General features: G+C 72.6%; 14 protein-coding genes. 7 read left to right on the top strand and 7 right to left on the bottom strand.

The genetic code is table 11. The features are described from left to right. Nucleotides 1-82: 82 nt before the first annotated feature. The gene (locus OP04_RS16430; RefSeq protein WP_033340511.1) at nucleotides 83-730 is read left to right on the top strand and encodes a DUF3159 domain-containing protein; all 648 of its coding nucleotides are present in this window, start codon (nucleotides 83-85) and stop codon (nucleotides 728-730) included. Here OP04_RS16430 and OP04_RS16425 read toward each other — a convergent pair. From OP04_RS16425 to OP04_RS16415, 3 genes are read right to left on the bottom strand one after another with little or no spacing between them, the layout of a single operon-like run. Next, nucleotides 703-2,151: a glycosyltransferase family 2 protein gene (locus OP04_RS16425; RefSeq protein WP_033340510.1), complete on the bottom strand. Its 1,449-nt coding sequence runs from the start codon at nucleotides 2,149-2,151 to the stop codon at nucleotides 703-705. The two genes, OP04_RS16430 and OP04_RS16425, sit on opposite strands and share 28 nt — an antisense overlap. Continuing rightward, entirely contained in the window at nucleotides 2,148-3,173 is a 1,026-nt protein-coding gene (locus tag OP04_RS49710) for a HEAT repeat domain-containing protein (protein ID WP_051798046.1), read from the bottom strand. Before OP04_RS49710 ends, OP04_RS16425 begins: the two co-directional genes overlap by 4 nt. A 1-nt stretch (nucleotide 3,174) precedes the next feature. Beyond that, nucleotides 3,175-3,549, bottom strand: coding sequence for a response regulator transcription factor (locus tag OP04_RS16415; protein ID WP_033340509.1), 375 nt, complete (start codon nucleotides 3,547-3,549; stop codon nucleotides 3,175-3,177). A 165-nt stretch (nucleotides 3,550-3,714) separates the two neighbouring features. On the opposite strand from OP04_RS16415, the gene OP04_RS16410 reads away from it, so the two are divergent. Continuing rightward, nucleotides 3,715-5,427 (top strand): sensor histidine kinase, encoded by a 1,713-nt coding sequence (locus tag OP04_RS16410; protein ID WP_232323623.1) that lies wholly within the window; start codon nucleotides 3,715-3,717, stop codon nucleotides 5,425-5,427. A 25-nt stretch (nucleotides 5,428-5,452) separates the two neighbouring features. On the opposite strand, the gene OP04_RS49705 is transcribed toward OP04_RS16410, so the two are convergent. From OP04_RS49705 to OP04_RS16395, 3 genes are read right to left on the bottom strand one after another with little or no spacing between them, the layout of a single operon-like run. After that, a complete protein-coding gene (locus tag OP04_RS49705) occupies nucleotides 5,453-7,462 on the bottom strand; it encodes an ATP-binding protein (protein ID WP_051798045.1) in 2,010 nt (669 codons plus the stop codon). A 9-nt stretch (nucleotides 7,463-7,471) separates the two neighbouring features. Then, entirely contained in the window at nucleotides 7,472-7,846 is a 375-nt protein-coding gene (locus tag OP04_RS16400; protein WP_033340507.1) for a response regulator transcription factor, read from the bottom strand. Next, the gene (locus OP04_RS16395; protein ID WP_051798042.1) at nucleotides 7,843-8,226 is read right to left on the bottom strand and encodes a response regulator; all 384 of its coding nucleotides are present in this window, start codon (nucleotides 8,224-8,226) and stop codon (nucleotides 7,843-7,845) included. The genes OP04_RS16400 and OP04_RS16395 overlap by 4 nt, the downstream gene beginning before the upstream one ends. Before the next feature lie 153 nt (nucleotides 8,227-8,379). Between OP04_RS16395 and OP04_RS16390 the strand changes: the two genes are divergently transcribed. Continuing rightward, complete coding sequence (locus OP04_RS16390; RefSeq protein WP_033340505.1) at nucleotides 8,380-8,613, top strand: hypothetical protein; 234 nt, start codon at nucleotides 8,380-8,382, stop codon at nucleotides 8,611-8,613. Nucleotides 8,614-9,032: 419 nt separating this feature from the next. Further along, nucleotides 9,033-10,097, top strand: coding sequence for a hypothetical protein (locus OP04_RS16385; protein WP_033340504.1), 1,065 nt, complete (start codon nucleotides 9,033-9,035; stop codon nucleotides 10,095-10,097). 216 nt (nucleotides 10,098-10,313) lie between these two features. Here the strand turns inward: OP04_RS16385 and OP04_RS16380 are convergent, their stop codons facing one another. Beyond that, complete coding sequence (locus OP04_RS16380; protein WP_033340503.1) at nucleotides 10,314-10,883, bottom strand: TetR family transcriptional regulator; 570 nt, start codon at nucleotides 10,881-10,883, stop codon at nucleotides 10,314-10,316. Nucleotides 10,884-10,993: 110 nt separating this feature from the next. Here OP04_RS16380 and OP04_RS16375 point away from each other — a divergent pair, with 110 nt between their 5' ends. Genes OP04_RS16375 through OP04_RS16365 form a run of 3 tightly spaced genes read left to right on the top strand, consistent with a single transcriptional unit; the run spans nucleotide 10,994 to nucleotide 12,803 of the window. After that, the gene (locus OP04_RS16375) at nucleotides 10,994-11,392 is read left to right on the top strand and encodes a nuclear transport factor 2 family protein (protein ID WP_033340502.1); all 399 of its coding nucleotides are present in this window, start codon (nucleotides 10,994-10,996) and stop codon (nucleotides 11,390-11,392) included. Nucleotides 11,393-11,426: 34 nt separating this feature from the next. Beyond that, entirely contained in the window at nucleotides 11,427-12,335 is a 909-nt protein-coding gene (locus OP04_RS16370; RefSeq protein WP_033340501.1) for an NADP-dependent oxidoreductase, read from the top strand. A 6-nt stretch (nucleotides 12,336-12,341) separates the two neighbouring features. Continuing rightward, entirely contained in the window at nucleotides 12,342-12,803 is a 462-nt protein-coding gene (locus OP04_RS16365; RefSeq protein WP_033340500.1) for a cupin domain-containing protein, read from the top strand. Nucleotides 12,804-13,322 lie beyond the last annotated feature (519 nt).

The following is a 13,322-nucleotide window of genomic DNA, read 5'->3' as shown; positions in this document are numbered from 1 at the left end:
TTGTCGAAAATCGACTTCTGCGGTCGGCGGCGCCTCACGCCCGTACCCACGGATGGTCTTGATCGGTTAGGCTGCCCTAACCATGGAAGAGAAGAAAGAGTCGCTCGCCGACCTCCTCGGCGGGCGTCGCGGCGCGCTCGACGCCACGCTCCCGCCCGTCGCCTTCGTCGTCGGCTGGCTGGCCGGAGGCCGTTCGATCGCGGTCGGTGTGACCGCCGCGATCGTGGTGAGCCTGGCCATCGCCGGTTACCGGCTCCGGCGCGGGGACCGGTTCGGCGCGGTGCTGGCCGGTCTGCTCGGCGTCGTGGTGGCCGCGATGATCGCGATGTATACCGGGAACGGCCGTGACTTCTTCCTGCCGCGCCTGCTCAGCAACGCCGGCAGCGCCGTGCTCTGGGCGATCAGCATCGCGGTGCGCTGGCCGCTGCTCGGTGTGGTGGTCGGCACCGTGCTCGGCCAGAAGACCCGGTGGCGGCGCGATCCCGCGCTGCTGCGAAGCTACGGCCTGGCCAGCTGGGTGTGGGTCCTGCAGTACGTGATCCGCCTGGCCGTGTTCGTGCCGCTCTACTTCGCGGACCGGACCGTGGCGCTCGGCATCGCGCAGGTCGTGCTGACCTGGCCGCTGGTCGCCGCCTGCCTCGCGGTGAGCTGGTGGGTGATCGTGAGGACGCTCCCGAAGGATCACCCGGGCCTGAGGCATCCTCAGGACGAGACCGTGTCGAAGCCCTGACGTGGCATCGCGCCCCAGACCTGCTTCTTGTTCCGCCACGCCTGCCACGCGCCGCGCGCCTGGTAGCAGGCGAGCGCCTGCCGGTAGCCGAGGTTCTCCAGGATCGCGGCGACGAAGCCGCGGCCGAGGTCGTCCCAGCGCGGGTAGCGGTGGAACGACACCTCCTCCAGCAGCAGCGCCGAGATGCTGACCAGCATGCCGTAGCCGTACGCGACCAGTGCGAACCGCCAGGCGAAGTCCAGGTCGATCGCGTCGACCAGGATGCCGGCCGGGAACAGCACCAGCGCGGACAGCTCCACGAACGGCGCCATCAGCTCGAACACCACGTAGTAGGGCAGCGCGAACATGCCGATCCGGCCGTACCGCGGGCGCAGGATCATGCCCTTGTGCGCGCGGAGGATCTCCGCGATGCCGCGGTGCCAGCGGGTACGCTGCCGGCCGAGCACGCGCAGCGTGGCCGGTGCCTCGCTCCACGACACCGGCTCCGCCACGAAGACCACCCGGTAGGCGACGCCGCGTTCGCGCAGGTGGTGGTGCAGGCGGACGACCAGCTCCGCGTCCTCGCCGATGGTGTCGTGCGCCAGGCCGCCGACCCGGGCCAGCTGGTCGCGCCGGAACATGCCGAACGCGCCGGAGATCACCACCAGGCCGCCGAGCCGGGACCAGCCGGTGCGGCCCATCAGGAACGCGCGCAGATATTCGACGATCTGCATCCGGACCAGCCACTGCCGGGGCATGTGCACGTCGACCACGCGGCCGGCGACCACGGCGCAGCCGTTCGCGATCCGCACCACGCCGCCGACGGCCGCGACCTCCAGCGGGTCGTCCGCGAACGGCTTGACCACGGAGAGCAGCGCCTCCGGGTCGAGCACGGAGTCCGCGTCCGCCATGCAGATCAGCGGGTGCCGGGAGAGGTTGATGCCGACGTTGAGCGCGTCCGCCTTGCCGCCGTTGACCTTGCGGACCACGATCAGGCCGTCCGGGTTCGCGCGGGCCACGTGCACGCTGATCACCTGACCGCGGGACGGCACCTCGTCCGGCACCACGCGCGGCACCCGTACCAGGTCGAACTCGCGCTCCAGCAGGTCGAACGTGTCGTCGGTGGAGCCGTCGTCGATCACCACGATCTCGAACCGGGGGTAGCGCAGCGCGGTCATCGCCTGCACCGCGGCCACGATCCCGGCGCCCTCGTTGTAGGCCGGCATCAGCACCGAGACCGCGGGCGTCAGCGGGCTGCGGAACAGGTCCTCCAGCCCGTTGAACGGTACCCGGCGCAGATGCCGGAAGAACTCGGCCGCGGCCAGCAGCAGCAGTCCGAGGTAGCTGCTGTTGAGCAGCACGAAGTACACGAAGATCGCGGTGTCGGTGATACCGAGCCCGGTTCGTACCCAGCCGGCCAGCCGGCCCCAGTCGTCGATCATCCGAGTCCCGCCACGGCCAGCGCCTCCTCCGCGTGCGGCTCGGGTGAGGACCGCAGCACGGCGAGCCCGGCCGGTCCGGCCTTGCGCAGCGCGTGCGCGGCCTCGTGCGCCACCCGGTAGGCGGGGTCGGCGAGCAGCCCGGCCAGCGCCTCCGCCACGCCGGCCGCGCCGGCCTCGCCGAGCGCCCGCGCGGCCGCGGCCCGCAACGGATCCGGATGATCAACCCCAAGTGCCACCACCAGCGGGGGTACGGCCGCGCGCCCGCCCATCCGGCCGAGCGTGTTCGCGGCCGCCAGGCGCACGGGAAGCGACGGGTCCTCCTCCAGCACCCGCGCGACCGGCTCGATGAGCGCGCCGGAGCCGACCAGGCCGAGCGCGTCGAGCGCGGTCACGCGTACCCGTGCGTCGGCATGTTCCAGCGCGCCGATCAGCGCCGGCTCCGCCTCCGGGCCGAGCTGCGCCAGCGCCTGCGCGCACAGCTGGGACGGCGTCGGGTCGGCCGTGGCACGGCTGTCCAGCAGCGGCACGGCGGCGGCCGGGTCGCCGATCCGGCCGAGCGCGCGCACCGCCACCAGCCGGACCTCGGCGTGCGGGTCGCGCAGCAGCGCACAGAGCGCGAGGACGGCCGGGCGGTGCTCCAGGTTGCCGAGCGCCTCCGCGGCACGGGCCCGGCGGACGCGGCTGCGGTGGGTCAGGTCGGCGCGCTCCGCCTCGATCAGCCCGCGCCGGGCGAACACGTCGACCAGCGCGGTGTGCGCCTCGCCGCGGACCTTGCCGAGCAGTGCGATCGCGCCCGGCTCGGCCGCCTGCCACTGCCGCTGCGGCAGCGCGATCAGCTCCTCCGCGCCCTCGGTGCCGCCCTCGGCCACGAACTCCAGCAGCGCGAGCCGGGGCGCCTCGGCCAGGCGGGCCCGGCGGCGGCGCAACGTCCGGCGCACCACCCGGACGACCACGATGATCACGCTGAGCGTGAAGACCACGATCCCGAGCACGACGACGGTGGCGGAAACGGCCTCGATCATGTCAGGCCCGCACCTCGACCAGGAGCTGCTGCACGCGCTCGACCAGCTCCTTCGGGCTGAACGGCTTGACCACGTAGTCGTCGCAGCCGGCCGCGAACGCCAGCTCCCGGTCCTGCGGACGGCCCTGCGCGGAGATCATCACGATCGGCAGTTTCGCGGTGTCCGGGGCGGCGCGCAGCTCGCGGCACAGCTCGATGCCGTCCAGGCCGGGCATGCGGACGTCGATCAGCACGGCGTGCGGGCGGAACTGGCGGACTGCGGCGAGCGCGGCCAGACCGTCCGCCACCGCCATCGCCTCGAAGCCGGACCGCTTCAGCTTATACATGACAAGCTGCTGGATGTCCGGATCGTCCTCCGCCACCAGGACGCGCGCCATGCCCCGCCTCTCCCGTGACAGCCGAACCCGCTTCCCCCGATCTCACCAGATATACGAGTCATATACTGATTTTTTGGGATTCTTTTAGCCGGTAAGAAGCACCCAACGGCAACCGGTGGCCCGCTCAGCGCCGCGGCCCGGACGCCGATTGTGCAATCCGTGACGATGAAGGACCTGGTGCGCGGACGAACGTGGCGCGGTCCCGCGCTCGCGTCGACCGTCCTGGCCCTCGGCCTGGCGGCGACCGGCGCGGGAACGCTCGCCCTGCACGCCGCCGAAGACGACTACGCCGACGCCGCGCTCCGCGTGCGCGCCAACGCCACCCAGGCGGCCGTGACCGCGGCCGTGACCCGCTACACCACGACCGCGCAGAACCTGGCGACGGTCGCCGGGAGCACGCCGGACGCGGTGGCCGAGGTCGACGCGAACCTGGCCCGGCTCTCCCGCAGCACGCTGCCCGGCGCGCACGACGTGCGCCTGGTCGCGCCGTCCGCGGACCGCTTCACCGCGGGCCGGCCGGTCGACGGCAGCGCGCCGGTCCCGGCCGGCCCGGACTGGAACGGCCCGCCGCCGGAGATCGCGGCCGCCATGGAGACGTCCCGCGACAGCGGGCAGCTCGTCATCAGCCCGCCGCACGTGCTCCCGCACGACCGCGCGCTGGCCGGCGCCCGTCAGCAGCTCTCGTTCGTGATCGTCGCCCCGGTGCGGGCCACGGACGGCGAGTTCCGCGGCTGGGTGCTGTTCAGCCTGCGCGGCGGCGACTTCCTCAACGAGGCGCTGGGCGCGGGCGCGCACGCGGCCGTCACCGCGCGCCTGGCCGACGTCAGCGACCCGGCCGGGGCGGTCGACATCGCCTCCTGGAACACGGACGCGGCACCGGCCGACCCGGAGACGGTGACGCTGCCGATCGCGTTCGGCCAGCGGGAGCTGCTGCTCACCGTGCGTCCGAGCACGCCGCTGCTCACCGAGGTGCAGCGTCGCGCGGACAGCATCGTGCTCGCCGGCGGACTACTGCTCAGCCTCGCGATGTCGCTGCTGATCCTGGTGCTGATCACCGCGCAGGAGCGGGCCACCGGCATCGCGCGCCGGGCCGTCTCGGACCGCCGCGCCGACGCGGACCAGCTGCGACTGGCCCAGATCGCGCTGCGCGAGCGGGAGGCGGAGCTGGCCGGGTTCTCCGCGCTGGCCGCCGACAAGCTGCAGACGCCGCTGACCAACGTCGCCAGCTACGCCGACCTGCTGGTCGAGGAGGCCGGCCCGCAGCTGGACGCCACGTCCCAGGGCTTCCTGGAGCACATCGGCCGCAGCACGCACCGCATGCTGCGCGTGGTGGACGAGCTGCTCGCCTACACGATGGCGAGCGAGGCGCCGCTGCTGCTCGAACCGGTCGACCTCGCGCAGGTCGCGGCCGAGGTGGTGGCCGCGCACGTGGCGGTGTCGCCGGCCATGCCGAGCATCGACATCGGCGCGCTGCCGGTGGTGACCGCGGACGCGTCGCTGCTGCGCCAGCTGCTCGACCACCTGGTCGGCAACGCGGTGACGTACGTGCGCCACGGCACGGCGGCCCGGGTGACGATCGGCGCACGGCAGGACGCGAACGGCTGGTGGCGGATCGAGGTCGCGGACCGCGGCATCGGCATCCCCGCGGAGCACCACAAACGGGTGTTCGCGCCGTTCTACCGCACGCCGGCCGCGACCGGTTATCCGGGCACCGGCCTGGGGCTGGCCACCTGCCGGCGGATCGCCGGTCTGCACGGCGGCCAGGTCGGCGTGGAGTCGAACCCGGGCGGTGGCAGCGTCTTCTGGTTCACCGTCTTCGACGGCCAGAGCGACCACCAGTCCGGCGAGCACGCGGTCTTCCTGGCCCACCTCGCATGACCCGCACGGTACGGCTGCCGGCCGCTCAGGAGAGCACCGGCAGCCGTACCGTGAAGGTGGTTCCGGTGTTCTCCACCGACGTCGCGGTGATCGTGCCGCCGTGGTTGCGCACGATCGCGTGCGTGATCGCCAGGCCCATGCCGGTGCCGGGAACCGCCAGGTGGTTCGCGTTCGACGCGCGGAAGAAACGGTTGAACAGCTGGTCCTGCTCGCCGGCCGGGATGCCCATGCCGGTGTCGGAGACCTCCACGACCGCCTGGTCGTCCTCGCGCCGCGCGGTGAGCGAGACCGCGCCGCCGGTCGGCGTGAACTTCAGCGCGTTGGAGAGCAGGTTCGACAGCACGCGGTCGATCTGGTCGCTGTCCGCGTCCAGGCGCAGGTCGCCCTCGGCGCGGACGGTCAGCGCGATCCCGGCCCGGTCCGCGGCCGGCGTGACCACGGCCTGCACGCCGGAGATCAGCCAGGCCAGGTCGACCGTGTCCCGGCCGGCCCGGAACGTGCCGGCCTCGATCCGGGACAGGATCAGCAGGTCCTCGATCAGGCCGCGCAGCCGGGACGTGTTGCGCGAGATGACCGCCAGCATCTTCGTCTGCGCCTCGTTGAGCGGGCCCGGGTCCTCGTCGACCAGCATCTCCAGGTACCCGGCGATGCTGGTCAGCGGCGTGCGCAGCTCGTGCGAGACGGTGGACATGAAGTCGGTCTTCACGTCGTCGATCTCCTGCAGCCGGGACACGACCTCCTGCTCGGCCTGGTAGATCCGCGCCTGGGTGAGGCCGTGTCCCAGGTCCGCGACCACGGACTCGGCCATCCGGATCTCGCCCAGGCTCCACGGCGGCGCGTCGCCGGCCACCAGCAGCGTGACCACGCCCAGCCGTTCCGTGCCGTTGCCGAAGACCACGGAGAACACGCCGGACGCGTGCGCGTCACGGAACCCGCGCCTCTCCTCCTCCGGCACCTCCGGCCCGGCGCCGCCGCGCACGTCCTCCACGGACCAGACCGAGCCCTGCACCGCGGTGTCCAGCAGCCAGCCCGCGTCCGCCGCGGCCAGCCGGTCGCAGAGCCCCTCGGCGCCACGGGTGCACCAGCGCGCGGACCGGCCGCCGGTGAGCCGGATGACCACGTGCTCCGCGCCGAGCATCCGGCCCAGTCCGCTACCGGCCTCGGCCAGCAGCTCGTCCTCGTTCAGGTGGGTACGGACCGTGATGCCCAGCTCGCGCGCGGACTGCCGCAACCGGGCCATCTCCTGCTCGTCGCGCCGGTTCCGCTCGATCTCGGTGGCGAACACGTTCACCGCCTCGCTCACCGCGCGTACCTCGGCCGGGCCGTCCGGCCTGCGCACCCGCGCGTTGAGCTTGCCGCCGGTCAGCTCGCCGAGCACGCGGACCAACCGGTCCAGCGGCCGGGTGATCTTCCGCCGGGTGTAGAGGCCCGCGGTCAGCGCCAGCAGCGCGGCCAGCACGGTCAGCGCCGTCAGCGACGCCTCGGTGGTGGTCCGCAGCCGCTCCGCCCGCCGGCCCAGGTGCTCCGCGCGCGCGGCCATGGTGTCGTCCAGCGCGTCGTTCTCCACCAGGTAGGCGTCGAACAGGTTCTTGCCCTGCTCCGCGTACTCGACGGCCTGGTCGCTGCGCGGCGGGACCAGGCGCTGCTGGTCCGCGAGCGCCCACCAGGCCTCGGCGCGGTCCACCTGGGTGACGACCGCGGTCGACTCGGACAGCGTCAGCACCAGGTCGTCGAGGCGATCCGCCAGGCCGGGGAAGTCCTGGACCGCCGCGTCGTACGACTCCATGAACCGGGTGTCCGCGGTCAGCAGGTACCCGCGCAGCGCGCGCTGCGCGTCGGTCATCACGGCGCGCAGCTCCGCGTTGGCCAGCCGCATCGGGAAGACGTGATCGTCCAGCTCCCGCACGGACCGTACCTGCACCTCCGTGGCCGTGATCCCGGCCGCGCCGGCGATCACGATCAGCACGAACAGGACCGAGAACGCGCGGGTGAGCAGCTGCCCGACGCTGCCGGTCCTCCGCGCCCGCGACGACATGCGCCGGGATCAGGCCCGGGAGCGGGTGAGCAGCGACTGGATCCGGGAGACCAGCTCTCTCGGGCTGAACGGTTTCGTCACGTAGTCGTCCGCGCCCGCGCCGAAACCACCCTCGATGTCCTGCTCCTGCACGCGGGCGGTGAGCATGACGATCAGCATTCCCTGGGTGGTCTCGTCGGCGCGCAGCATGCGGCACACGTCGATGCCGGACAGGCCGGGCATGGACACGTCGAGCACCGCGAGCGCGGGCTGGTTGCGGCGTGCCGCCTCCAGCGCGGACTGCCCGTCCTCGACCGCGATCACGTCGTAGCCGACCTGTTCCAGCTTGAACGCGACCAGGTCCCGGATGTCGGCATCGTCGTCGGCAATGAGTACGGCGGTCAATTCCCCTCCACCTCCGCCCGCGGCAGCGCGAGCCGCCGCATCAGGTCCGCCACGTCGGCCTTGCCGAACGGCTTGGCCAGGATCGCGGCCGCCGGCAGGTCCGCCAGATCCTCGGCGTCCAGCACCGAGCACACCACGATCGGGCACGTCGCGGTGCGCGGATCCGCGCGCAGCTGCCGGATCACGTCCCGGCCGTCGAGATCGGGCAGCAGGATGTCCACGACGATCAGGTCCGGCGGGTCGGCGCGCGCGGCGTCGAGCCCTTCCTGACCCAGGCCGTACCCGGACACCCGGCACCCGTGGCGGCCGAGGTGCCCGCGCAGAAGATCGAGGAGATCCTCCTCGTCCTCGATCACCACCGCCCGCAGCGCCCCGCCCACAGGCCCCATTGTCGCTAAAGAACTCCGCAATATCCGGTTGGTCCGGAATATCGGCTTAAGGGGGTGCAACCGTTTCGCAACCGGAGCGCTCCCACGCCGTACCCCCGGCGGCGTTTGCTTGGTTGTAGACACCGCACTGAAAGGAGACTCGCCATGGTCGCCCAGCCCGTCCAGGTCGAGGCCCTCTTCGCCTCCACGCTGCAACGCTCCGAGCAACCCACCGCCGAACTCATTCGTGACGCGATCCGCGCCGTCGTCGCCCGGCACGGTGAGATCGAGGTCGCCGCGATGGTCGCGCAGGAGTTCGGCGAGCACCCCGAGACGTCCGTCGGGCGCATGCTGTGGGCCCGCCGCGCCTGCCTCCAGGCCTACGCCAACGCCGCCTAGCAGCCCTTTTGCCCGTTTCCCATCGACCGCCGTCTCGGACGGATCCTGCCGACTCACTCCCGCCGCCGTGGCGTCTATTGTGGGCGGCCTGCGGGCCTTCCCGCAGGCCAAGACCCACTTGACACCGCGAGGAGGCCGGCCGCGTGGCCGAGGAGCCCAACCCCCGGCCCGCCCAGGCCGACAACCCCCAAGATCAACACCATCCCACGGTACGCCCGGCCCCTCCCCCGCCCCGCTCCGAGCCCGTCCCGGCCGGTCCCGGGATTCCGGAGTCATCGCCCGCGGACAGCGCCGGCGATCCGGCCGGCGAAGCCGCACCCGAACCGCACAGCAGCCCCACCACCAGGCCGGCCAGCGGAGCCGCACCCGGACCCCGCAGCCCCACCGCCGGGCCATCGCGGGACTGGGCCGGGTCGACGGTGGAGATTCCGCTGGTCATAGCCGCGCTGGCCGCCGCGAACGGGACCGACCCGTTCGAGGAGGCCCGCAAGCACGTGGCCGCGCTGGCCGCAGAGCGTGCGGCGGCGGAGTCCGGCGGGACGGCCGCACAGCCCGGCGCGGCGGCCACGCGATCCGGCGCCCACCCCGGCGCGGCAGTCGGCCCGCCCACCTCGGCGGACCTCCGAATATCGGCCGGTGGCGGCCCGCCGACCGCGTCCGCCGACGGGGTGGATCACCCGAGTTCCGGAGCTTCGTTGAGTGGACATGGGGCACCACTCGACAACGGGGAACCGGCCATGGTGACCGGGACGCACCGCGCCACCGGCGGACGCCTGCGCCGCCTGGCCGGCGACTACGCCTGGGTGATCGTCGCCGTCGTGCTGGCCGTGCTCGTCGCGCTCTGCTCGCTGCCGTTCACCACCGGTCTGGCACCGTCCTGGCGGGCCGGCGCGCCCGCGGTCCCGTCCGCCGGCACCGGCCTCCCGGTCGCCCCGATGGCCGCTACCTTCGGTACCGCGCCGTCCGGCTCCCCCTCGTCGCCGCTCTTCCCGAACGACCCCTCGTCCGGCTCGCCTGCGGATGGCTCCCCGACCGGCTCATCCCCGGATGGCGCCTCCCCGAACGGTTCCGTCCCGAACGGCTCTGCCCCGGACGGCTCTGCCCCGGACGGCTCCGTCCCGAACGGCTCTGCCCCGGGTGCCGACGCCGGAGCCGGCCGCATCGAGCCATCCGCGCAGGCCGGGGGCTCGGCCGAGGCCCCTGCCCCGCGCGCCACGACGCTCGCGCTCGGCCCCGCGAGCAGCGGCGACCTGAAGGCCTCGATCCGCCTCTACTGCTGGCAGGAGTTCGGCGCGTCCGGCGCCCGGCTGCGCTCCGGCCCGGACTCCGCCGCCGGCGACTGGGAATGCCGCGGACCCGGCTTCACCCGTCTGGTCGACCTGACCGCCATGTGCTCCTGGCGCTACGGCCCCGGCACGTTCGCCGCGATCACCGACCGGCACGACGCCTACAGCTGGCGCTGCTTCCGCGACCAGTCCACCTGACCACACGCGCCTCTCCGGCTCACCACCGTCCAGCGCGTAACCGGGACCGACGCGCCGGGACCGCGATCGGCGGACCGGAACCGCGGCCGGCGGGATGGCTCGATCGCGCCGGGCGGGTCGTCCGCGAACGTCTGACGGCACCCTGCCGGTGTGCGACGCCGACGCCGGCGCGGTGTCCCACCGACGGTCGCCGGACCACGACCGTGATCCGGCCCGCTAGGCGCCGATCGGGACGATCGATGCCAGACGCGACATCAGGTCGCCGGTGATCGCGGCCAGGTCCGCGTCGTCAGGGGCCGCGAGCCAGCTCTCGTAGGCCGTGAAGAAGAGCTGAATGCCGACGCGCGCGGCCAGCCGGGCAGTGTCCGGGTCGACGCCGCGCTCCCGCAGCACGCCCGTGAACTCGACCGCGATGTCGTCGTGCTTGATCAGGTCGCGTTCCAGCAGCTCCGGGTTTGCCGCGATGACCGCCTGGCGGTGGCGCTGCACGTCCCGGCCGCCCATCGCGTCCCAGTCGAACTCCGTCATCGCCCGCACGATCGTGTGCAGCGGATTCGTCACGTCCTCCGCCTGCCGGATCCGCGCGACCAGCCCCGCGCGCAGCCCCTCGGACTCGGCGAACAGCACGTCGCGCTTGTCCGGGAAGTAGCGGAAGAACGTGCGGGTCGTGACGCGGGCGCGCGCCGCGATCTCGACCACGCTCGTGTCCTCGAAGCCCTTCTCCCTGAAGAGCTCCATCGCGGCCTGTTTCAGCCGGTCCGCGCTGCCGAGTTCCCACCGTGGCATGGCGGTCATCCTACGCACTCCCCCATCTGTTGTCGCGCCGTGACATCAGTGCTAGCGTGATGTCACGGCGCGACATCATGTGGCGCCACGCGAGAGGACGGAGGAGCACCATGCTGACCATCGACGACCGCCAGGAGATCACCGACGTGCTGTCCCTGCAGGGGCACATCTTCGACGGCGCCCAGCTGGACCGGCTGGAGGAGGTCTTCACCCCGGAGATCGTCTACGACCTCAGCGAGGCCGGCGTGGGCACGTTCGAGGGGATCGAGGCGATCCGGGCCGCGACCGTGCGGCTCGGCGCCCACAACCCGATCGCCCACCACGTGACCAACGTGGTGATCACCGGCGACGGCGAGGACCTGGCGACCGTACGGTCGAAAGGCTTGGTGATCATGGCGAACGGCACGCTGCAGAGCGTGAACCACGTGGACACCGTGCGCCGCCACGACGGCCGCTGGCTGATCAGTCACCGGGTCATCACCAACCAGCAGGCGCCCTCGTACCAGTGACGCTTTCTTTTTTCATGTCAAAGGTGGATAAATCATGAAAGCAGTTATCTTCGATCGGTACGGTCCGCCGGACGTGCTCGCGCTCGCCGACGTCGACGCGCCGCACGCCGGGCAGGGCCAGATCCGCATCCGGGTACGCGCGGCCGGCATCAACGGCCTCGACGGCAAGATCCGCGCCGGCCTGATGCGCGAGCTGTTCGAGGTGACCATGCCCAGCGGCACCGGCTCCGACGCGGCCGGCATCGTCGACGAGGTCGGCGACGGCGTGACCGGCGTCCGGGCCGGTGACCCGGTCTTCGGCGTCGGCCGGAACGTGCTGGCCGAGCACGCGGTCCTGGACGCGTGGGCGGCCGTCCCGGACGGGCTGTCGTTCGAGGAGGCCGCCGGCTTCCCGATCCCCGTCGAGACCGCGTTCCGCCTCCTGGCCCAGGTCGCACTCAAGCCCGGCCAGACGCTGCTGGTCAGCGGCGCGTCCGGCGGCGTCGGCACCGCCGTGGTCCAGATCGCCCGCGACCGGGGGATCACCGTGATCGGCACCGCGAGCGCCGCGAACCAGGGCTATCTGCGCGATCTCGGCGCCGTCCCGGCCGTCTACGGCGACGGCTTCGCCGACCGGGTGCGGGCGCTCGCGCCGGACGGTGTCGACGCCGCCCTGGACCTCTCCGGCACCGGCGTCATCGCGGACTGCATCGCGCTGACCGGGAACCCGTCGACGGTGGTGTCCATCGCGGACTTCACCGCGCCGCAACTGGGCGCGCAGGTGTCCTACCAGCCGTCCGACGTGCCGGGCGCACTGCGGGAGGCGGCCGCGATGTATGCCCGGGGCGCGCTGCGCATCCCGGTCGAGAGCGTCTTCCCGCTGGCGGACGCGGCCGCCGCACAGGCCCACAACAGCGCAGGTCACGCGGCCGGGCGCACGGTCGTCGTCGTACCCGAGAGGTAGGAAACCATGGCACAGCTGTCGATCGTCAGGCCCGGCGAGGGCGAGATGGGCGAGTTGAGGGGCGTGCGGATGCGCGTCCTCGAGGACGGTTCCACGACGGACCACCGGATCGGCGTGATCGAGATGACGCTCGCACCCGGCGGCACCGGCCCCCAGCAGCACCGGCACTCCCTGCACGACGAGGGCTTCTACATCGTCTCCGGCACGGTCAGGTTCACCGTCGGCGACGCGGACCACGACGCGACCCCGGGCACGATGGTCATGGTGCCGCCGGGAGTGCCGCACACGTTCGCCAATCCCGGCGAGGTGCCCGCGGTGATGGTCTCGACCGTGACCCCGGACCTGTATATGCGCTACTTCGAGGATCTGCGCGACTGGGTGGCGGGCGGCCGCCCCATGACGCCCGAGGCGCAGGCGGAGATCATGTCCCGCTACGCCACGGTCCCGGCCACCGACCACGCCCACTGAGCCAACACTCAGTCCACCCCGCGCCCGTTCCCAGATCCCGGCACCCCACTCCCAGGTCCGAGCACCCCACTCCCAGATCCGGGCACCCCACTCCCAGGTGCCGGCACCCCGCTCCCAGGTCCGGGCACTCCGTGCCCGAAATTTCGTGAAATAGCGCTCCCGCCGATCACGGCAGCCTTATTCAGATATTGATGGCCGACCGCACAGCAGGCCCCACCACGGCCCGCAGCTGAGGATTCTCTCGCGCAGCACGGGAAGGAACACGCGGCACCCGCCGCGTTCACGTCGCCTTCACGCCCGCGAGGAGCCACCCGAGGGCATCAAGGGGACTCCGTGGCCGCCCCGGCGGGCATCGGTGGGTTCCCGCACGGCACCGGCTGGACCGGCAGACGTCATCGAGGTGATCGTTGGTGCGCTCACTGCTCTTTCAGACCGACGGAAAGAGCAGTGGGCGCAACAACGATCTCCGCCTTTCCGCGGGCGTCGTTTCCGGCTCAGGTCTGGAGAACCCGCACTCCC

The sequence above is a fragment of the Catenuloplanes japonicus genome, assembly GCF_000717135.1.
Taxonomy (GTDB): domain Bacteria; phylum Actinomycetota; class Actinomycetes; order Mycobacteriales; family Micromonosporaceae; genus Catenuloplanes; species Catenuloplanes japonicus.
This window is presented reverse-complemented; position numbering and strand designations above follow the sequence as displayed.